A 21,169-nucleotide genomic window follows, 5' to 3' on the forward strand; every position below is an offset into this window, starting at 1 on the left:
ATGCACGGTTTCTGTCACCCGGAGGGGTCACGGACGTGCATCTCTGCCAGTGTTGCCTCATGAGCAATGACTCGGCCGACGGCAACCGGCCGCTTACGGGGCGATTCTGGCCCGCGAACCCGAGCCTGTTCGCGAGCGCCGAGCACTGCCCGGCCTGTTTCACCCGGCTCCGCGGAACCCGCTGCAGCAGCTGCGGACTGGACCTCGCGGTGCCGCTCGCCACCGAGCTCTTCGAGGTCTCGCAGGGAATCGTGCGCGGCGAGGAGGAGCGTCAGAGGATCATCGAGCGGATGCGCGCCGAGCAGGCGCGGGCGTCCGCTCCGGCCCCGGCGCCCGATGGCGCGGCTGCGGGCGTCGCAGGAGCGGCGGGCGCAGGGCGGAGCCCGCAGAACGTGCACACCCCGCAAGCCCACCTGCCTGCCCCTGCTGCGGTGGTTCCTGTGCCCGCCGCGGTTCCCGTGCCCGCGGCGGCCGCGCCTCCGCCAGGACTCCTCCCTCCGGCCCCGAATCCGCCGGCGCCGGCGCCCCCGCCGATCGGCCCGAGTCGGTCGGGCGTGCAGATCGTGCTGCTGAGCCTCGGCGTCATCCTCGTCTCGGTGACGGCGATCTTCTTCGTCTTCGTCGCCTACCTCATCGCCAGCCTCGAGGTGCGCGCGGTGCTGATCGCCGTCGCGAGCCTCGTGGTCTTCGGCATCTCCTGGCTGCTCATGGCACGACGACTGGGCGGCACCGCCGAGGGCGTGTCGGTCGTCGGCATCGTGCTCCTGCTGCTCGACGCCTGGCTCGTGCGCGCGCTCGGCGTGTTCGGCTCGACGGCGATCGACCCCGCGCTCTACAGCGGGGTCGCCCTGCTCGTCATCGCCACGGTGCTCGTGGGCGTGCACGTGGTCGCGAAGGTGCGGGCGACGAGCATCGCGGCATCCTTCATCGCCCCTGTCGGCGTCGTCGCGCTCATCTTCGGGCTGACCGGATCCCTCGACACCGCGACGACATGGTGGGCGTCGCTGCTCGCGATGGGCGCCGTGGGCCTGCTCTCCGGCCGCATCGCCGCCCTCGGCCTCGAGCGGGTCGTCGTGCGCTCGGCGGGGTACGCGGCCACGACGGCGGCCGTGCTGCCCGCGGCGTTCGCGCTGCCCGACCACGCCTGGACGAGGCTCGTCACCGGTCTCGCGATCGCGGTCGTGTGGGCGGCCTACCTGCTCGTGCTCGCCGGCCCGAAGACAGGCACGGCGAGGGCGAGCACGGAGACGAGCCCTCCGCCGACAGGCGCTTCGACGACAGATGCTCGGACGACCGACCCCGCGAAGACGGGGCTGCGCTCGGGATGGGCGCGCTACGCCGCGGTCGCGCTGGGCGCCACGACGGCGCTCGCACTCGTGTTCGCCGTGCTCGCGACGCACGACGAGGGCCTCGGCATCTGGCTCGCCCCCGTCGCGGTCGCGGCGCTGAGCCTCGCCGCCGTTCTCGTCGAACGGCGTATCCGAGAGAACGCCGTGCGCTCGGCGACCCGCCTGGCCCTCGCGCCGGTGGGCATCATCGCCGGCATCGCCCTCGTGCCGGCCGCGATCGTGGGGATCCTGCACTACGGCGGCTCACTCGCCCGGTCGCGCGAGCTCTGGTCGCTCGGTCTCGCAGACGAGGCCTCGCTTCTCGCCCCGGGTCTCGCGCTCGGCGTTGTGGTCGCCCTCGTGGGCTGCGCCCTCCTCGGCGCGGCGGCACTGCGGCTGTCCGGCCGAGGCGGCGCGCTCTGGGCCGGGCCGTCGTCGCTGCTGGCCCTCGCCCTGCTCGCGGGCAGCGCCCACCTCGCACGGCCCATGTGGTCCGCCCTCTCCTTCGCCCTCCTCGCGATCGCGGCGCTCGTCGCGACCGCGTACGCACGCCGCGCGGCACGAACCCCGTCGGGCGACGGATCGGGCGCCGTGTCGATCGTGGGCACGTGCACCGCGGGGCTCGCCATCCTCGCCGTCTACGTGCTCGCATGGTCGAGCGCGCCGCTGTGGCCGTGGTCCGTGCTCGCAGCGCTCGCCCTCGCGGTCGCCGCACGACGGGTGCTCCGCGACTGGTGCGGCGCAGCGGCATCCGCGCTCCTCGTGGGGGCCGTCGCCGCGATGGCGGCCTTCGCCTCCGCGTGGATCGCGTCCTGGGCGGTCGAGACCGGTCTCACCCCCGGCCCGGCGACCCTCGCCGACTCGGCGTTCTGGCCCGGGCTCGCCGCTGCCGCCGCGCTCGTCGTCACGGCCGCGCTCGCCCGTCACATGCTCCGCGCGGATGCCGCGAGCATCGGCGTCGTGGCGATGATCACCGCTCTCGCCGCCACCGTCGCCCTCCTCGCCGCCCCCTCCACGCCGCTCGACACTGATCTCGCCCGCCTGATCGTCTTCGCCTCGATCACGGCCGCGGCGGTGCTGTGGCAGTTCCTGCCGAAGACCGACCCGCTCCGCGGCACCCGGGCGAGCGCGTCGACGGGCGACGCCCTACCCGCCGCTCCTCCGCCCGGCACGGGAGCCCTGCACGTGCAGACCGCCGTGCTCGCGGCCGCCGCGCCGCTCTACCTGGCCACGGCCCTCGCCCAGCTGCACGAGCTGCTCACCCCTGACGTCGGCCTGTCGATGCCGGGCTGGATCGCCCTCGCCGCGGTGCTCGCGGCCGGCGGCAGCCACCTCGTCCGTGCGGCGCCGCGAGCCCGCCTCATCGCCGGGGATCTCGCGACAGCCGTCGTCGCGGCCGTCGCCGTCGGCGGCGCTCTGCTCGACGACGACGAGCTCAGCTGGATCCCCCTCCTGCTGAGCGCGCTCGTGCCTCTGCTCATCGCGCTCCGCACCGGCAACCCGTTCACGAGCGGCTCGCCGCGACGGCACCTCGTATGGGCGGCCTACGGGATCGCCGTGCTCACGCTCTGGCAGGTGCTCCTCGTGCACGGCGTCGAGCAGCTCGAGTACTACTCGCTGCCGGTCGCGGGCTCGCTCCTCGCGCTCAGCGCCCTCGTCGCCTGGCAACGACGGGCCGGCGACGCCCAGGCCACCGGCGAGCGGCCCGTCGTCGGCCGCAACCTGCTCGCGACCGCGGGGTTCGTCGTGGGCTTCGCGCCGAGCACCTTCGCGTCGAGCGCGTTCGCCGCGACATCCCTCTCGCAGAGCACGCTCGACCCGGCCGCGGTGACCGACACCCGCGCGATCGGCGTCACGATGGCCGGCGCCGTCGCGGCTCTCGCCGCCCTCGCGCTGCCGGCCGTCGTGGGCGGCATCCGGCTGCGGCTCATCGCCGTGCTCACGGGCACGATCGCGGTGAGCTTCACAACACTCGTGCGCTCGGTGCAGAGCGCGATCCTGCCCGACGGATCGGTGTTCTCGAGCGACCTCTGGATGGCGTGCGGAGTGCTCGTGAGCGGCATCGTCGTCGCGATCTGGGCGAGCCGGGGTCTCGCGCCCTCGTGGATCGGGGTGCGCGGCACGATCCTGCCGATCGGCATCGTCGCCCTCACCGCGTGCGTCTCGCTCGTGACGCTGCCGGAACCGTCGCTGCGGGCGGTCATCACGGTGAGCCTGCTCGGGCTGCTCCACCTCGCCGCGGTCGTCTACGACTGGCCGCCGTTCGGCGTCACGACCCGCTACGCGGCTCTGTGCGCCGCCGCCCTCGTGGGCCTCGTGGCGCTTCTGCCCGGCGGAGCGACGCCGTTCGAGCTCGTGACGGTGCCGTTCGCCGCCGCCCTCCTCGCCGCAGGGATCGTGCGCCTGCACCGCGACGCCCGGTCTCGCACCTGGCCTGCGCTCGGCCCGGGGCTCGCCGTGCTGCTCGTGCCCTCGCTCGTGCCCGACTACCTGGGCTCGGAGCTCTGGAGGGTCGTCGCGCTCGGCGTCGTCTGCGTGGCGCTCGTCGTGGCCGCGCTCGTGCTCAAGTGGCAGGCGCCGCTCGTGCTCGGAGGAGGCATCCTGCTGCTCCACGTGCTCGCGCAGCTCTGGCCGTGGATCGCGAGCCTCTACAACTCCGCGACCTGGTGGCTGTGGATCGGCGCCGGCGGCGTGCTCCTCATCGTCATCGCCGCGACGTACGAGAAGCGCATCCGCGACCTCAGGGCGGTGGCGCGGAGCGTGGGCTCCCTGCGCTGAGTCCTCGGTGCGGCCCGGTCAGCGCTGCAGCCAGGCGAGAACCGCGAGCACCCGGCGATGGTCGGAGCCGGAGTCCTCGAGGCCGAGCTTCTGGAAGATCGCCGTCACGTTCTTCTCGACCGCGCCCACACCGATCACGAGCTCGGCCGAGATCCCCGTGTTCGTGCGGCCCTCCGCCATGAGCTCGAGCACCTCGCGTTCGCGCGGAGTGAGCCGGGCGAGCGGGTCGTTGCGCCGTGAGAGCAGCTCGCGCACGACCTGCGGGTCGAGCACGGTGCCACCGGCGCTCACGCGGGTCACGGCATCCTTGAGCTCGTCGAGCGAGGCGACCCGGTCTTTGAGCAGATAGCCCATGCCGCCGTCGCCCGCGGAGAGCAGCTCGTGGGCGTAGGTGCCTTCGACGTACTGGCTCAGGAGCAGGATCGCGATGCCCGGCATCCGCTTGCGCAGCTCGATGGCGGCCTGCACGCCCTCGTCGCGGAACGACGGCGGCATCCGAACGTCGAGCACGGCCAGGTCGGGAGCGAGGCCCTCGACCTCGGCGAGCAGGCCGATCGCGTCGCCGTAGGCCGCGACCGTCTCGAAGCCGGCCTCGTCGAAGAGGCGCACGAGCCCTTCGCGCAGCAGCACGGAGTCCTCCGCGAGCACGAGTCGAAGAGGGGTCGCGCCTGGGGTGTCGTCGCTCACGCCTCCCAGGATACGGGCACGGCACCGGCGGGGCTCTCGACGGGGATGTGGGCGCCGATCGAGGTGGGGCCGCCGGCCGGGCTGTCGATCACGAGCATGCCGCGCAGACCCCGGAGTCGTTCGTCGAGGCCGGCCAGCCCGTGCGAAGGGGTCATCGCCGCCCCGCCCCGCCCGTTGTCGGTCACCCAGAGGTCGAGCCAGCGCGGCCCGCCGGTCGGGTCGTCCCGCAGCGATGCCCGCAGCCGCAAGGCCGTGGCACCGGAGTGCTTCGAGGCGTTCGTGAGCAGCTCGGCGACGATGAAGTAGGCGCTCCGCTCGATCTCCGGGGGCAGCCGTGTCTCGGGGCCGAACTCGATCTCGGCGATCACGGGCACGGTACTGCGGGCCACGAGCGACTCGAGCCCGGCAACGAGCCCTCGGTCGTGCAGGATGGGCGGTGCGAAGCCGCGGGAGAGGGCGCGGAGCTCCTCGAGAGTGTCGCGGGCCTGATCGCGGGCCTCGGTCAGCAGCCTCCGGGCGGCCTCCGGGTCGTCTCCGAGCCGGCGCTCGGCGCTCGCGAGATCCATCTGCAGGCGCACGAGCCGCTGCTGCGGGCCGTCGTGGATGTCGCGTTCGAGGCGTCGCAACGACGCGTCCTCCGCAGCCACCGCCGCCCCGCGTGACGCGCTCAGGGTCGCGACCTCGCGCTGGAGCGCCTCGGAGCGCCAGGCGCCGAGCATCTCACGGGCGATCACGTTGTGCAGGCTCACGAGGCCGCGCGTGATGAAGGGCAGCACGAGCGCGAAGACGACGCCCACGACGAACAGGAAGATGTTCTCGCGCGTCAGGTGGTCACCCGAGAGCGGGATGCCGGGGAACGCCCACTCGAGCACGACGTCGGAGAGCCACACGTTCTTGTCGCCGTCGGTCAGGTACCGCGACCAGATCCAGTACGTCAGCCCGCCGAACGCGGTGGAGAACCATGCGATCGTGATCGACCAGGTGATGACCGAGACGATCGGGTTGACGAAGAGGGTGTGCACGAGGTTGAGCCAGTAGTGGCCGTCGATGATGGGCGCGAAGACCGAGCGCCAGAACCCGCCCCGGCGCCCTCGCGGCGACCACGACGCTCGCGGGATGCGCGGTCGCCCGGCCCATTCGAGGCGCGCCATCTCGGTGCTGCCGAACGCACGCGACACGTACAGGCTGCCCACGGCGATGAAGATGCCGATGACGATGGGGATCATGCCGAGCCCGGAGAAGAAGAGCGGGGCGACGATAACGAGGCCGGCGATCGCGATCGGCATGGTCAGGAACAGGAAGAGGAGCTCCTGGGGAAGCCGCGCCCACAGCCGGCCGTACAGCCCGCGTCGTCTCGCGGGAGCCGGTGCGGCCGTGGTGTCCATGCCCTCCAGAGTGTCAGAAGTCGTGGCGGGGAAGAGGATCTCAGTGCTCATGGTTCGTTCCGTCCGTTGTCCTGGCCCCAGCCTTCCGAAGCGCCGCCTCCGCCGGCAGCCGGCCGGCAGCCCAATCGGTGCGGGGGCTATCCCCCGCCTCCTCCTCCGCATACGATCGTTGCCATCGAGCTCGCGACGTCGATCTCGGAACGGCCGTTGAGCCTAGCCTCAGCTTGCTTGCGGAATCTTCTGAGACGCGTAGCGTTTAACCCGACAACAGAGCGAAAGGGTCTCACAATGACAAACACCACGACTGTTCCCCAGAGTGTGTCGAACCCGGATGTCGCGGCTGGTGTCGCGCAGTTCCTCAGCCCGGTCGTCATCGACCTGACGGCCCTCGTCGTCAACGGCAAGCAGGCGCACTGGCACGTGCGCGGCGCGAACTTCATCGGCGTGCACGAGCTGCTCGACACGGTGGTCGCCCACGCGATGGAGTGGGCCGACATGGCCGCCGAGCGTGTCGTCGCACTCGGCCTGCCGATCGACGCCCGCGTGCAGACGGTCGCCGCCAAGACCACGACCGCGAAGCTCACCGCCGGCTTCCAGCAGTCGAACGAGACGATCCGCGAGGTCATCGCGCAGATCGACGCCGCCCTCGTGAGCGTCAACGCCGCCGTCGCCGAGCTCGACGACCTCGACCAGACGAGCCAGGACGTCGCGATCGAGATCGCCCGCGGCCTCGACAAAGACCGCTGGTTCCTCTTCGCCCACATCAGCGAGGGCTGAGCCGGCGGGACTTCCTGTTTCGCGGGCCGGCCGTGACAGTTGTCAACGGCTCGACCGCGGTGCATATGGGGGTCTACATTACAGAGTTATGGCAAAGGAGCTGGATCCGGGCGAGCCCGACCGCGAGAACTCGGGTCTCGACGAGGGGACGACGCCTGCGCCCTTCACGGCCTCGGAGTTTCGCCACCGTCCGGCCGGACAGCCCCCGCGGCCGGAGATGTCCGATCTCACCCCGGCTCCGGTCCAGCTCCCGACCAGCCCGGATGGAGTGATTCGGGTTTCGCGCACACTGTGGCTCGGCAGCTTCGTGGCGAGCCTGGCGGCGATCGCTTTCGTCTTCCTCTCGCGGAACACCCGCATCGATCGGCTCGAGGAGTTCGTCTCCGAAAGGGCTCCGGATGAGAATGCGAGCACCGTCGAATCGGTCGCGACCGTCATCATGTGGGCGAGCATCGCGGCCCTCGGCCTGTTTCTGATCATTCAGGCCCTTCTGCTCCACGGCATCACGCACAGGCACGGCTCGGTGCGCTGGGCCATGCTCGTTGTGCTCGTCGGACAGATTGCCGCGACGGTTGTCGTCGACTCCTTCATCGCGACAGGAGACGAGGGGATCTACATCACGGCGATCCTGCTCCTGCAGATCGTATTAGCTTGCGCGGCGCTCATAACGAGCTTCCTTCCCGGGTCGCGCCACTGGTTCCGTCCTGACCGTCAGATCACCGAGAACCGGTCCGGACCCACCGCCGGGTGAGGGAGGGCGCGATTCGTCTCCGGTGAGAATCGCCTCGCAACTGCGAACGACGGTCTCGCACAGCTGTGTGGTCTCGTGGTCGCTCAGGGGGCTCGTCGCGCGTTGCCTCCACCGTCGGGCGCTCGCGAGGGCCTCGAAATGGATGGCCTCGCGGGAGGCGTCTTCGTCGAGCGCGAGTCGCTGTACGGCTGCCGTGCCCACGCCGCCGATGAGACGCTCGGCCTCCTCCACCAGGGGGCGATCCAGGGGGTACACCCCCAGGCGCAGGGTCGCGAGCGTCTGAAGCTCAGTGATCTCGTGCGCGCCGGCGATGATGCGTTCGAGGGCCGTCGCGATCCGGTCGTCTCCCTCGTGCGGTCGATCGTGTACGAGGGAGTCGACTCCGGTCAGAACGGTGAGCGACTGCAGCTGCGCCGCGCGTGCGCTGAACTGTCCCGTTACCATACGCTGCAGCTCGTCGAGCCCGCTGTGCCGTGCGAGTTCGCGAGCGAGCGAGGGCGCATCGTCTGCGCCCGCGGTGATCAGGACCGCGGCCATCCGAATGCCGAACACTCCGAAACGGTCCAGAAGCGCAGAACGGGTCTCGCTGCTCAGCGTCAGCAGCGCGGTGGGCCGTACGAAACGATCCGCCGAGATCAGCAGCCGTTCTCGGTCTTCCCTGTCGAGGTGGGCGACCTCGACGAGTGCAGCGAACTCGGACTGACGGAGCGTGCGCGCCGTCTGCGCAAGCAGCCCGGCAACCGGTACCACTCCGAGCACGAGCCTGCGCAGAGTGTCGTCGTGCCTGTACCGGTCCGCGATGTCCCGAGCGGAGATGAGCGCATCGATGCGACCCGCGCCGATCTCGTCCGCACGGGAGAGAACGGCGAGGGCATTGACGGTTCGCGACCGCCCGAGAGCGAGATCTCGGAAGGACTCGAGAAAATTGACGTCGGCGGCATGCATGTGCCGGAGCAGATAGACGACGGCATCCACCTCGAATGCCGATGATCGGGGAACGAGGAAGGCGTTGGATCGTTCGGATATCCCGGAGGAGAGCGAGGCGATGCCGGGAGTGTCGATGAGCGTCACCCTGCGAAGCCCCTGCGCCGGCCAGTCGACGACGATGCGCGCGATCTCCTCCAGCGGCTCTGCCCCGATGTCGAACACAAGCCGGCCGCGTTCCCTCGTGATCGCCAGCGCACGGCGTTCGCCGGTCGTGAGTTCGAGCGTGACCTTCGGAGTGTCTCCGTAGCGGTACCAGGTGACGATCCGCGTGCACTCGCCCGCATCCGTCGGAGCGACCTCCTCCCCGATCATCGCATTCAGCAGAGTCGACTTCCCCGCTTTAACCATGCCTGCGATGGCGATTCGCAGCGGTTGCCCCAACCGGGCCTGGTATCCCTTCAGGATGTCCCGCGCCTTGGGGTCGTCGGCGTAGACCTCGATGGCGTCTCTCAGGAGCACGGACAGTGGAGTGCTCTCGGTCTCGACGGCGCTCACACCGTGGCAACTTGCATCGGCTCGCTGTCGAGCACCGAGGCCTGCTTGCGCAGCGCATCCACACGCACGAGCTCGGCCTTGATCTCTGCGCTGCGTCGTTCGCCCTCGAGGGTGAACCTGCTCGCGGCGCGCTGCGCAGCCAGCATCGATTCACCCAATGAGCGATGGCGCTCGTCGGCGATGGTCGTGAAATGGTCGCGGGTCGCGCGCTGAACGAGTCTCATACGATCCTTGAGCTGCTTCCCCACCTGGAAGACGACGTCGTCGATCTGGTGCCGCACAAGCGTCTTCGCCTCTGTCTGCCGCCGTTTGAGGCGGGTCTCCTTGTCCTCCCGATAGGCCTTGCCACCGATGAGCACCCCTGCTGCGATCGAGAACGGGTTGATCAGCGACATACCGACGATGCCCGTGAGCAGTCCGATCATGAGCACACCGCCGTACGATCCGCGCATGCCGATGAGCATCTTCTGCACAACCGTCAGCTCCCCGGCGTCGAGCATCGGGACGACCTCGACGGGATCGAGCACGTCATCCGTGTTGTCGACGCGCACGACCGGCAGCGGCACCTCGTCGCGCGCGAAATGCTCGGCAACCTGCCGGGAGAGCCACTGCGCCCGTTCATTCGTCCAGACGAAGGTATCCGAGACGGCGGCGGCGATCCGTTGCTCGAGCCAGTCGCCGAATTGCTCCCACACGGGGCTCGGATCGCCGGCGTCGATCGCCTGCTCGGCGTCTCGCAGGATGCTGCGCATCCGGTCGCGAAGGTCATGCTCCATATCGGAGATGAGGTCGCTCATGCCGTCCGTGAGAGTGACCTGCCAGCGAGCCGAGCGACGCCTCATCTCGTCGGCTCGCTCCTTGGCCGCCTCGAGTTCCGCGACCACCTGAGGCGTGTCCTCCGGGTTTGTGATCGCCCTCAGCTCGGACTGCAACGAGAGCCGAAGATGGTCCGCTGTCGACCGCAGGTCGTGAGCGATGGAATGTCGCTGCAGACGTTCCGCCTTGCCGAGAATCTCGCTGCGCAGGTACTTGACGAGATCGGGGAATCCCGATTCGGCGTTGAGCTCGCCGTCCCCGGTCCGCGCCGCCTTCAGGCGGAGTTCGGACGACGTCGAGAACAACGGGATGTCGAGTCCGGCGTCGCGCAGGTGCGCCTCATCGAGTGCGGCGACCTGACGCCAGTGGGGATATAGATCGGTCTTCGACAGCACGCAGCCGACGTTGGGGCAGATTCTCATCGCCTGACGCAGGAACTGGATCTCCGGCTCGGTGTACTCCTGTGAGGCGTCCGACACGAGGAGCATCGCGTCGGCTGTGGGAAGCGCGGTGAGGGTCGTGAGCGAGTGCGCCGAGTCCAGTCCGCCGACACCCGGTGAATCGACGAGGGAGAGGCCACCCGTGAGAATCTTGCGAGGCAGCCGCACTTCAGCTGACAACAGCTGTCTCTCGTTGCCCGGATTGCCGCGCTCGGAGACGAGCTCCGCGAGCTCCCCGAGATCGACGGGGCGTGACTCGACATTCGCCTCGGAGCCTCCCGGCTCCGAACCGGTCCTCGACAGCATCACAACCGCGGAGGGAACCTCGCCGAACCGGACGGCCGTGGGGACCGATGTCGCGATGTCGTCATCGACGGGACACACAGGAGCATTGACAAGAGCGTTGATGAGCTGGCTCTTGCCCTGTTTGAACTCTCCGACGACGATCACACGAGTGCTCGCATCGAGCAGGCGTTGCCGCGTCTGCGCGAGGCGCCGCTCGAGGTCGGGTCGATTGCCAGCTCGGGCGAGCGCTGAAGCGCGGTCGACCAGTTTGAGGAGTTCAGCCACTTCCATCCCCTGTTCTCATCATTCGAGTCTGTGCGTTCCGCATGGTGCGGAACAGGAGACATCGACTCGGTGGGGAACCCGAATCATCCCCACCGAGTCGACATCGGCGCGCAGCCGCGCGAACTGGTCTACGGCAGGATGGGCACCGTCGCCTCGAGAGTCACGTCGAGATCGACCTCGTTGTCGGCGACCACGATCGAGTCGTCGATGTCGGTGAACTCGACGTCCTCGACATCGATGTCGGTCGACTCGTCGTTGAACGAGTCGTCCACGTCGATGTCGGTCGACTCGTCGTTGAACGAGTCGTCCACATCCACGTCCACGTCGGTGGACTCGTCGTTGAACGAGTCGTCCACATCCACGTCCACGTCGGTGGACTCGTCGTTGAACGAGTCGTCCACGTCCACATTCGTGGACGAGTCTTCGTTGAAGGACTCCTCCGGGTTGAACGAGTCCTCGATGGTGGTGGACTCATCATTGAACGAGTCGTCGACATCGACGTCGACACTCGTCGAGTTGTCCTCGTTGAACGAGTCGTCGACATCGATGTCCGTGGAGTTGTCCTCGTTGAACGAGTCGTCGATATCGAGGTCGAGGTTCGTCGAGTTGTCCTCGTTGCCCACAACGGCGTCTCCACCCGCGATCACGTTCGTGGAGTGGTCGTCCGACGCATCGACGTCGTCGCCGGCGGCGATCGCGTTGTCGCCCGAGGCGATGATCGCCTCGTTGTCGAAGAGCTGGTTGACGTCGCCGTCGGCCCAGATCGCCTGGTTGACGGACTGGTCGACGTTCGTCTCCCGGTTGTCCCAGGCCTTGTAGGAATAGGTGTTGATCACCTCGTTGATCTGGGTGACCGCGTGCCCGTGGTCATCGTCCGGACGGTAGTGTCCGCCACCGCCGTTGCCACCATTACCGCCGTTGCCACCCGCACCGCCGTGACCGCCCGCGCCACCGTTACCACCGGCGCCACCATTACCACCGGCACCGCCTCCGCCGCCCGCCGCGACCGACGAGGAGTCCAGAAGGACGGGCATCACGGCCGCGACGTCGTCCGAGCAGACATTGCTGAGTCCGGCGCCTGCGAGCGAGGTCTCGGGGTCGGCTCGGAACTCATCGGCGGCATCGGGGTTCCTGAGAAGATCCATCAGGAAATCGAGAAGACTGGTGGTCAAAGTTGACATGAGCTTTTCCTAACTTCTTGCGTATCGGATGAAGAGTGTCCCCGAACTCATCGCTCGGAATTCGATAACCGTACGAGCAGCGGCGGCCACTCGGCATCGGTGCCTATCCCCCTGTCGAACCGACGGTGCAGGGGGAAACCGCACGCACCGCACGGGGGTGAGGGGGGACAGCGCAAACAGGATCGGTTCTCGGTCATAACACGCCGTCTTCGTCGCCGAGAACGACACGGAGCTGCGCGAGCATCTCCGATCGGCTCGTGGCCGCCAGGCGATGGCGAATGCGCTCCATGTGGTGTTCCACAGTGCGGGGAGAGATGAACATCGTCTCGCCGATCTCCCGATAATTCTTGCCCTGTAGCACGAGCTGCGCGACCTCGCGCTCCCGAGAGCTCAGCTCGGGTCGCCCGACGGAACCGTCACCATGAAGCTGTGCAGGATCGGACGCCGGTGTGTCGGTCGCCGACGGGTCGAGGCCAGCTCGGCGCAGCTCGCGTGCGCACGCGAGGAGCCGCGACATCTCCTTGCGATCCGCCGCACGCGCCGCGGCGTGACCAGCCAGACGAGCGCCGTCCCAGCCGAGCCCGACGGTCGCGAGACCCCGCGCCGCGTCGTCGACCGCAGCTGCGTCGACACGGCCCGCGAGGACGTCGAGCCATGCGCGGCCGGCCGTCGACATCATCGCCGCCGGACGACTGTGTTCCCCTGCACGTACGAGAGCCGCCGCATCGGGGGCGAGGCTTCGTGGTTCCCCTGCCAGGATCGCTGCCTGCACCGATGCCCAGTGCAGGGGAACGCACCACAGGAGAGGGCTACCGAGGCGCTCGAGAAGGTTCCACGCCTCATCCAGTTGATAACGCACCTTATCGGATTCTCCAAGCCGCGCCGATGCGACGACCAGTTCGCCGACGGGCAGAAGATCGAAGAGATCGATGGCCACGTGCAGGATGCTGTCGTGGGCTCTTCTCCACGCACCGGTGAGTTCGGCGACCGCATCGGTGCGGCGCGCTATGCCCACTGCAAGCGCCCTCGAGAGCAGTTCGTCGCGGGCGGTGAGTCGTCCGTCGCCGGCATCCGCCTCCGCGACGGCCGCTCTCGCATCCGCAACACGATCCTCGAGCATGGCAACCCAGCCACGCAGAAGCAGCAGCCTCGTTCGCGCCGCCGCTCCGCCCTGGGCTCGCTCGAGCGCCTCTTCGAGCACGCTGCCCGCCACAGCGACGTCACCGCCCTGGATCGCAACGAGCGCCGCGAGCGCCGCGGGACTCTCAGGCACAGGAACGACAGCACCCGACGCGGTCATCATGTCGGACGCTCGGATGAGAGTAGGCAGAGCCTGTACGCCCGACCCCTCCAGCGAGTCGCGTACGCCCTGTGCCATCAGGCTCGCCGCAACCGAGACGACGGTCGGCGACGATGAACCGGCAGAAGCCAGCATCGCCGCAGCACCGTTCCGGTCCCCGGCGCCGATCATCGCGACAGCGGCGAACGCGGCGGACGTCGCAGCCATCTCCGTGCCATGCCAGCGGTAGAGCTCGGAGCTCCGTCCGAGCATTCCCCGGCTCGCCCACACCGCCGCTCCGACGTCGATGGCCCGCCCTCGGTCGGGTGCCGAGTCATCGGCCAGATGATCATCGACGATCCGCCCGGCCGTGTCCAGATCGCCGGCTGCCCAAGCGACCTGCGCGCGGCGCGCCGCCAGCGCCCGGGAATCAGCCCCTGCTCCGATAGCCTCCTCATAGAGCTCGGCTGCGTGGTCCGGAGCGACCAGAAGCAGCCGGTCTCCTTCGCGCTCGAGCACCCGGGCGATCCGCAGATCGACCAGTCCTCCGCGCGCGAGTGACCGAGCGCGATCGCTGAGCAAACGGCCGTCCACAACGAGCGCGTCGACGATCTTGCGTTGTATCGCCCGGACACGATGCCCGGCAACGGTCGTCAGGATCGTGTTGCGCACGGACTCGATCAGCGTGCCGTCCTCGGTGACGAGTCCCGCCGCCTGCGCCTCCCCGAGAATGCCGTCGTCGACCTCGATGTCGCCGTCAGGTCTCCACAGCTCCACGTCGCCGCCGACGGCGAGCACGAGGATGAACTCGCGGAGCCGAGGCTCGAGGGCGGTGATCGTCCTGGTCAGATGCTCGTCGTCGACGGAATCCGCCTGATCCTGATCAGATCGCCCGTCGACCGTTGGTGCCACACCGGACGAAGCATCGCTGGACGGAGGGCGTTGCCGCCCGACGGGATCGGGCAGAGGCTCAGCCGCAGTCCGCCAGGCGCGCTGGGAGTCCTCGTTCGCCGGTCGAAAGCGCACCGCGGCTCATTCCTCCGTCGCCGCCTGCTGTTCGTCGGGCATCGACGTGTCGGAGCTCGACTCGGCTGGCGCCTCCAGTGTGCTCTGGACGACGGGCGCTGGATCGGAAGGCTCAGACTCGACAGGTGCCGGGTCCATCGGAGCCGGATCGTCCGGAACAGGATCAACGGGAGCCGGATCGTCCGGAACAGGATCAACGGGAGCCGGATCCTCTGGAACAGGATCAACGGGAGCAGGTTCCTCGGGAGCCGGGCTCTCAGGCACAGGGGCTGCCTGCTGGGTGTCGACAGGGGCGGGAGGATCCTCAGACAGCGAGCCCGCCTGAGGAGCAGCGGGGGCGACCGGCGCAGGAGACGCTCCGCGAATCGGCCCCTCAGACGATCCCGATGGTCTCTGCAGCTCGACAGCAGGCGCGGGTGCGTTGTTCGACGGCGAGGGGGAGGCGGGAACCCTCCAAGGCATCTCTGGCGGCGCAGCACCGTCTGGTGCGAGCGGCGGCGCGGGCGGTTCGTTCACGGTGCTCGAGTCGCGCACCACTTCTTCCGCACCCGACGACACGCCCTCTCCGCTTTTCTCCTGCACGGAACCCTGCGCGGCGATGTCGTGAAGGACAACGGGCGATGCGGCACCGACGACATACATGATCGCTCCGACTGCAACCGCGACGACGCCAGCGCGCAGCCCGACCCGAGAATGCAGAAGCACCGCCGCATCGGCCGGCGCCGCCGCGAACACCGCAGGGATGCGCCCCCGGGGTCGACGCTCGACCAGACCTTCGGCCGCCTCGCCCGGCTCCGCGGTGATCGCGGCAGCGGCCTCCATGCTCGCAAGTGCCTCCTGCGCGGAGGCCGCTGTCGCGATGGCCGCACCGAGGGCGATCGTCGCCTTCGGGTCGGTGTCGATTGCGATGGCGCACCCCAGTTGCTCGGAGAGGAGCTGGGTGACGAGCGGAACGCGTGAGGACCCGCCCGTGAGCAGGATCGCCGTGAGATCGTCCGGTTCGAGCCCTCCTCGTTGGATCGCATGCCGGAGCACGGCGATCGTCTCCTGCACCGCGGGGGCGATCATCCTCTCCAGCTCGGACCGCACGAGACGGACTTCGGTCTGCAGCTCAGGCAGCAGAACCGGGATCGCCGTCTCAGAGTCGAACGACAATGCCTCTTTGGCCTCGACGCATTCGCGACGCATTCGCGACACGGCCATGAGGGTGCCTGGATCGGCGAGGTCGATGGAAGCGAAGGAGTCGCCGAGACTCGCTATGGTATGGCGGAAGACGAGATCGTCGAAGTCGATTCCTCCCAGATGCTCGATGCCCTCCGGTCGCCCGATCGGCTCGAAGCCGCCGTCTTCCGTCCTGCGCAGGATCGCGACGTCGAAGGTGCCGCCGCCCAGGTCGTAGACAGCGATAGTGGAGCCGGGCACAAGCTGACCCTGCATCGCATAGTGCACCGCCGCCGCCTCCGGCTCGGTGATCAGGCCGATGTCGGGCAGTCCGGCCCGCGCGAGACTCTCACGCACGAGCTGACGTTTGTACTGTCCCCACCCGGCCGGATGCGAGAGCGTGATCGCGAAGGGGGGAGCGCCCTCACGCTCGGTGGCCCGGGCGACCACCCAGACCACGAGTGCGGCGAAGGCGTCCTCCGCCGCGATGCCGCTCTCCCCCACGAGAATCGGCACCCCGTCCCCGACTCTGCGCTTGAACTCCCTGACAACGCGGTCTGCGCAGACGAGAGCCCGTCGCTCCGCCGCCTCGCCGACCACAAGCTGGAGGTCGTCGTCGTAGAAGAGCACTGAAGGCACGGCGTCCCGACGCTGGCCGAGCGGCAGCGCGATCGGGCTCTCAGTACTGGCTTCCTCGTCCATCCGCAGCGTCGCTGCCGCGGTGAACGTGGTGCCGACATCGATCCCCAACAGATACGGCATGGTACCCCCTCACGATGAGCAGTCATCATTGATGCTCTCGAAGAAGTTCAGGCTAACACCCTGATACTTTTTAGGATAGGACCCCAGAAGATGGTCTATTATACGTGCCTGATTTCGGATATGGTCTTATTTGCTGTCTTCGCGCCTCCGCGCAGACTGCCGATAGAGCATCCGCGGCTGAGCGCATGGAGCTGCGGCCTCAGAGCGCCGAGTAGGTGAAGCGACCTTCGAGCATCGTTGCCGCGATCTCGGTCTCACGCAGACTCGACGGATTCACTGCGAGCGGATCTCGGTCGGTCACCGCGAGGTCGGCGACCTCGCCCACGGCGATCGTCGACCGGCCCCGAGCGGATGCCGCGAGAGCGGTGCGGGCGTCGATGGCCTGTTCCGGGTGCCAGGGTGCCCGACCGCCCCGGTCGCGCTCGACGGCGGCGGCCATCGTCGTCCAGGGGTCCAGCGGCGCGACGGGCGCGTCGGAGCCGAGCGCGATCGTCGCCCCGGCCTCCACGAGACCGCGGAGCGCGAACGCTCGATCGGTGCGGCCGGCCCAGTAGACCTCGGCGACGTCGCGGTCGTCCATGGCGTGCTCCGGCTGCACGCTCGCGACCACGCCGAGCTCGGCGAAGCGCGCGAGGTCGCTGAGGCCGAGCAGTTGCGCGTGCTCGATGGAGCCGCGGCATCCGATCTTCTCGAACGCGTCGAGGGCCAGCCTGTTAGCGTGGTCGCCGATCGCGTGCACCGCGGGAGTGAGCCCCGCGTGCCAGGCGGCGCGCATCAGGGACACGAGCTCGTCGGGCGGCACGGTCAGCAGGCCGCGGACGCCCTCGCCCTCGCCATCGAATCCCGGATACGGGTCGAAGCAATAGGCGGTGCGCGTGTTGAGGGAGCCGTCGGTGATGACCTTGAACGGCCCCACCGTGAGCAGGCCGCCCGTGCCGCCGAGCACCTCGCCGCTGCGCAGGCCGAGGTCGATCGCGCGCTGCAGATGCTGCGGGTAGACCCCGAACTCGACGCGCAGGGCGTCGAAACCCCGCGACATCCGCCGATGCCAGACATCGAGGTTCCAGGTCATCTCGAGGTCGACGACGCCGACGACCCCCCGAGCGGCGGCACGGTGCGCCGCAGCGGAGACCCAGGCATCCATCGTCTCGTCGTCGACCGTGTCGATGCTGCGCACGACGGCGAAGCAGGCTTCCTCGCGCAGCAGGCCCGACTCGCTGTCTCCGTGGCCGTACAGGGCGAGCGCGCTGCTGTTGAGCCAGCAGGAGTGCAGGTCGCCGCTCACGAGCACGACCGGCCGATCGGGCGCGACCGCGTCGAGCAGCTGCCGGCTCGGCGCATCGGGCCAGAGACCATCGCGGAAGCCGTAGCCCACGAAGGTGCCCCGAGCACCGGGCTCGTCGCGCAGGCGCTCGGCGACCGCCTGAGCGACCTCGAGAGCGGATGCCGCGGCGCCCAGCTCGAGCCGCTGCGAGCTGAGCGCCCACTGGTTCATGTGCACGTGGTTGTCCCACAGCCCCGGGATGACGTGCCGCCCGCCGAGATCGACCCGTTCCTGCACAGCTCCCGCACCCGCATCGCCCGCGCCCGCGCCGATCGCCGCGATCCGGCCGTCGCGCACCACGACGTCGACGGCTCCGTCGACCCCGTGCACCCGCGCGTTCGCGAGCACGATGCCGGGAGAGCTCACCGTTGCGTCTCGGGAGGGGCGACGGCGTCTGCGGCTCCGCCGTCCGCCGAGCGGTCGTTCTCGGCGCGCAGGCGGCGCAGCCTCTCGTGGACACGACGCATCTCCTGGGCGAGCTCGGGCTGGCGGTACTCGTCGCCGTTCTCGAGCTCGTCGATGATGCGGTCGACGGTCGCCTCGGGTCGGTTCTGGCTCAGCTTCGACTTCGCGGTGACACGCGTCGCGGTGAGACGGAAGCCGACCGTCCCGCTGCTGATGCGCTGGGCGTACTCGGCGTTCTCGAGGGTGCCCTCCATTCGCCTCGGCTCCGGCATCCGGTCTTCGAAGTGATCGACGAGGGCGCCGAGCACGGCGAAGTTCTCCTCGTCGCTCAGGATCTCAGGGGTTCCGTGCAGGTGGGCGACGATGTAGTTCCAGGTGGGCACGGCCGGCTTCGCGTCGTACCAGCCGGGCGAGATGTAGCCGTGGGGGCCCTGGACGATGAGCAGCACCTCGTGCCGCCCGAGCTCGTGCAGCTGCTCGTCGGGGCGCCCGACGTGGCTCAGAACGGTGATCTCGTCGCGGGTCTCGTCGAGCACGATCGGATAGTGCGAGGCGACGAGCTCGCCGCCGGAGGTGTGGCTCACGAGGATGGCCCACGGATTCTCGCGGATGAGCCGCTTGATCTCCTGCGGGTCGACGAGGGTGAAGCTCGGGTTCTGTCTCATGCGCGGTCTCCCATGCCTCGTGTTACGACCGGTGTCATGCCTGATCCTTCGGGCACCAGTAGAGCTTGCGGCTGCCCATCTCCTCGAGCACGATGTTCGTTCCGCACACCCGGCAGGGCAGGCCCTCGCGTTTGTAGACCCAGTGCCGGTCGGCCCGGTTGGCGAGAGCGAGCGCGTAGGCCTCGTCGTCGAGGTCGTCCATCGTGAGCATCTGGCCGGTGCGCACGCCCACGTCGAGCAGGTGGGCCCAGTCGCGCCAGAGGGCGCGCGCGACATCCGTGGGCACCGACTTGCCGGGGGTGTGCGGGTTGAGCCGCGCGCGGAAGAGCAGCTCTGCCCGGTAGACGTTGCCGATGCCGCTCACGACCGACTGGTCCATGAGCAGCAGCCCGATCGCCGTCGGCTTCTTCGCGACCGCGGCGACGAAACGCTCCTCGGCGGCCTCGCTCGAGTCGAGCTGGGGGTCGGGGCCGAGCTTCGCGATCACGGCGTCGACCTGCTCGGGGCGCAGCACCTCGCACGCGGTCGGCCCGCGCAGGTCGGCGACGGCGCGATCGGTCAGCAGCCGCACCCGCACCTGCCCGATCGGCTCGGGCGGAAACTCGGTGATCGGCTCTTCGAGCTTCTCCTGCTCGGCCATCCGCAACCGCGTGCGCCGGGGCGCGCCCATGCTGCTGAGCGAGTCCTCCCCCGCCGAGTCGAGCACCGTGCCGGCCTGGTTGGTCTGGCCCATCCGCCCGTTCGCCGAGCGCACGGTCGCGTCGGCCGTGATGTCGCCCGCGAAATCCCACGCGCCGTAGATGCCGAGGTGGATGCGCAGCCACAGCCCGTTGTCGAACTCGAGGAACATCTGCTTGCCGACCGCACGGGCGTCGGTCATCGTGTGCCCGTCGAGCTCGGACGCACCCGAGGCGAAACGGCCCTGTGGCGACGAGACCGCGACGCGCGAGCCCACGAAGTTGCGCGCGAACTGCCGGGCGATCCTGTGTACGGAATGACCTTCAGGCATTGCTGCTCCTCGTTGTGTGCGCTCCGTCGCGGGCTCTGGTAGCTCTTACTGGTCGACGTTCTTGCCGACGATGTCGCCGGTCGCCTCGTACTCGGCGAGCTGGGCGATGCGCCGCACGTGGCGCTCCTCGAGCGAGAAGGGCTCGGCGATGAAGGCGTCGATGAACGACGTCGCCTCGTCGACCGTGTGCTGCCGGGCGCCGATCGAGATGACGTTCGCGTCGTTGTGCTGCCGGGCGAGCTGGGCGGTGCTCAGGTTCCACACGAGCGCAGCACGCACCCCGCGCACCTTGTTGGCCGCGATCTGCTCGCCGTTGCCCGAGCCGCCGAAGACGATGCCGAGCGCCTCGACACCGGCCTGCTGGTCGACGGCCACGGCGTGCGCGGCGTTGATGCAGAAGGCCGGATAGTCGTCGATGGGGTCGTAGCTCTGCGGACCGTGGTCGACGACCTCGTGCCCGGCCGCCGAGAGGTGCTCGATGAGGTGACGGCTGAAGTCGAGGCCGGCGTGGTCGGTGGCGATGTGAATACGCATGGATGTCTCAATCTTGGGCGTTCGGTAGCGACCGCTTCAGCCTACTGGCCCGCACCGACCCCGAGCCGAGCCGCTTCGTGCTCAGACGATGCAGCCCTACGCGAAGACGGGCCCGCGCGTCCGGCTGCGCTTGAGCTCGAAGAAGCCGTCGTACGAGGCGGCTGCGACGACGCCGTCCCAGAGGGTGAGCGCGATCTCGCCCGTCGGGGCCGGGGAGATGACGGGGCCGAAGAAGGCCGTGCCGTTCACCGCGATGACGGGGGTCCCGACATCCTGGCCCACCCGCTCGATGCCGTCGAAGTGGCTCGCACGCATCTGCGTGTCGTACTCGTCCGAGTCGGCGTAGGCGGCCAGCTCGGCGGGAAGCCCCACCTCGGCGAGCGCCGCGGGGATGACCTCGCCCGGATCCTTGCTGCCGCCGGGGTGGATGCGCGTGCCGAGCGCGTCGTAGAGCGGCTTGACGACCTCGTCGCCGTGCAGCTCCCGCACCGCGGCGACGAGGCGCGTGTACATAAGAGCGCGCGGGAAGAAGGCCTTGTACTCCTCCGACACGTCCTTGTCCTCGTTGAGCACGGCGAGGCTCATGACGTGCCAGTGCACGTCGAGGTCGCGGTGCTCGGTCACCTCGTCGACCCAGCGGGAGGTCATCCAGGCCCAGGGGCAGGAGGGATCGAACCAGAAATCGACGCGGGTCTTCTCGGAAGCAGTCATGTCACAAGCCAACCACGGCTGCCGGTCGAGAAATTCCGCGACTAGGGTGGTTTGCGGCGACCACGAGTCGCCACCGCATCCACAGACATGCGCCGAAG

General features: G+C 69.1%; 15 protein-coding genes. 3 read left to right on the top strand and 12 right to left on the bottom strand.

Annotation, left to right across the window (positions count from 1 at the left end):
* Window positions 1-59: 59 nt before the first annotated feature.
* The gene (locus CLV54_RS05710) at window positions 60-4,106 is read left to right on the top strand and encodes a zinc ribbon domain-containing protein (RefSeq protein WP_100343976.1); all 4,047 of its coding nucleotides are present in this window, start codon (window positions 60-62) and stop codon (window positions 4,104-4,106) included.
* Window positions 4,107-4,124: 18 nt separating this feature from the next.
* On the opposite strand, the gene CLV54_RS05715 is transcribed toward CLV54_RS05710, so the two are convergent.
* The gene (locus CLV54_RS05715) at window positions 4,125-4,793 is read right to left on the bottom strand and encodes a response regulator (protein WP_100343977.1); all 669 of its coding nucleotides are present in this window, start codon (window positions 4,791-4,793) and stop codon (window positions 4,125-4,127) included.
* On the bottom strand, window positions 4,790-6,229 hold the full coding sequence (locus tag CLV54_RS05720) for a sensor histidine kinase (protein WP_245861396.1): 1,440 nt from the start codon (window positions 6,227-6,229) through the stop codon (window positions 4,790-4,792). The genes CLV54_RS05715 and CLV54_RS05720 overlap by 4 nt, the downstream gene beginning before the upstream one ends.
* Before the next feature lie 237 nt (window positions 6,230-6,466).
* On the opposite strand from CLV54_RS05720, the gene CLV54_RS05725 reads away from it, so the two are divergent.
* Together CLV54_RS05725 and CLV54_RS05730 are read left to right on the top strand one after the other, a co-directional pair.
* Window positions 6,467-6,955: a Dps family protein gene (locus CLV54_RS05725; protein WP_100343979.1), complete on the top strand. Its 489-nt coding sequence runs from the start codon at window positions 6,467-6,469 to the stop codon at window positions 6,953-6,955.
* Between the two features lie 88 nt (window positions 6,956-7,043).
* On the top strand, window positions 7,044-7,706 hold the full coding sequence (locus CLV54_RS05730; RefSeq protein ID WP_100343980.1) for a hypothetical protein: 663 nt from the start codon (window positions 7,044-7,046) through the stop codon (window positions 7,704-7,706).
* Here CLV54_RS05730 and CLV54_RS05735 read toward each other — a convergent pair.
* The 10 genes from CLV54_RS05735 to CLV54_RS05780 form a co-directional block, all read right to left on the bottom strand.
* On the bottom strand, window positions 7,602-9,188 hold the full coding sequence (locus CLV54_RS05735) for a dynamin family protein (RefSeq protein WP_245861400.1): 1,587 nt from the start codon (window positions 9,186-9,188) through the stop codon (window positions 7,602-7,604). The genes CLV54_RS05730 and CLV54_RS05735 overlap by 105 nt on opposite strands.
* Complete coding sequence (locus CLV54_RS05740) at window positions 9,185-11,020, bottom strand: dynamin family protein (protein ID WP_100343981.1); 1,836 nt, start codon at window positions 11,018-11,020, stop codon at window positions 9,185-9,187. The genes CLV54_RS05735 and CLV54_RS05740 overlap by 4 nt, the downstream gene beginning before the upstream one ends.
* A gap of 122 nt (window positions 11,021-11,142) precedes the next feature.
* On the bottom strand, window positions 11,143-12,195 hold the full coding sequence (locus CLV54_RS18115) for an IniB N-terminal domain-containing protein (protein ID WP_157802824.1): 1,053 nt from the start codon (window positions 12,193-12,195) through the stop codon (window positions 11,143-11,145).
* A gap of 193 nt (window positions 12,196-12,388) precedes the next feature.
* Entirely contained in the window at window positions 12,389-14,386 is a 1,998-nt protein-coding gene (locus CLV54_RS05750; protein ID WP_100343983.1) for a helix-turn-helix domain-containing protein, read from the bottom strand.
* 120 nt (window positions 14,387-14,506) lie between these two features.
* Window positions 14,507-16,411, bottom strand: a complete 1,905-nt coding sequence (locus tag CLV54_RS05755) for an Hsp70 family protein (protein ID WP_170061954.1) — start codon at window positions 16,409-16,411, stop codon at window positions 14,507-14,509.
* Window positions 16,412-16,622: 211 nt separating this feature from the next.
* Window positions 16,623-18,113, bottom strand: a complete 1,491-nt coding sequence (locus tag CLV54_RS05760; protein ID WP_245861403.1) for an amidohydrolase — start codon at window positions 18,111-18,113, stop codon at window positions 16,623-16,625.
* Window positions 18,110-18,817 carry an FMN-binding negative transcriptional regulator gene (locus CLV54_RS05765; protein ID WP_100343985.1) on the bottom strand — a complete coding sequence of 236 codons (708 nt, stop codon included), beginning with the start codon at window positions 18,815-18,817 and terminating at the stop codon, window positions 18,110-18,112. The genes CLV54_RS05760 and CLV54_RS05765 overlap by 4 nt, the downstream gene beginning before the upstream one ends.
* 34 nt (window positions 18,818-18,851) lie before the next feature.
* Window positions 18,852-19,826 carry an Fpg/Nei family DNA glycosylase gene (locus CLV54_RS05770; protein WP_100343986.1) on the bottom strand — a complete coding sequence of 325 codons (975 nt, stop codon included), beginning with the start codon at window positions 19,824-19,826 and terminating at the stop codon, window positions 18,852-18,854.
* Between the two features lie 45 nt (window positions 19,827-19,871).
* Window positions 19,872-20,360 carry a ribose-5-phosphate isomerase gene (locus tag CLV54_RS05775; protein ID WP_100343987.1) on the bottom strand — a complete coding sequence of 163 codons (489 nt, stop codon included), beginning with the start codon at window positions 20,358-20,360 and terminating at the stop codon, window positions 19,872-19,874.
* Between the two features lie 96 nt (window positions 20,361-20,456).
* Window positions 20,457-21,071: a mycothiol-dependent nitroreductase Rv2466c family protein gene (locus CLV54_RS05780; protein ID WP_100343988.1), complete on the bottom strand. Its 615-nt coding sequence runs from the start codon at window positions 21,069-21,071 to the stop codon at window positions 20,457-20,459.
* Window positions 21,072-21,169 lie beyond the last annotated feature (98 nt).

The organism is Compostimonas suwonensis (assembly GCF_002797855.1).
GTDB lineage: Bacteria > Actinomycetota > Actinomycetes > Actinomycetales > Microbacteriaceae > Compostimonas > Compostimonas suwonensis.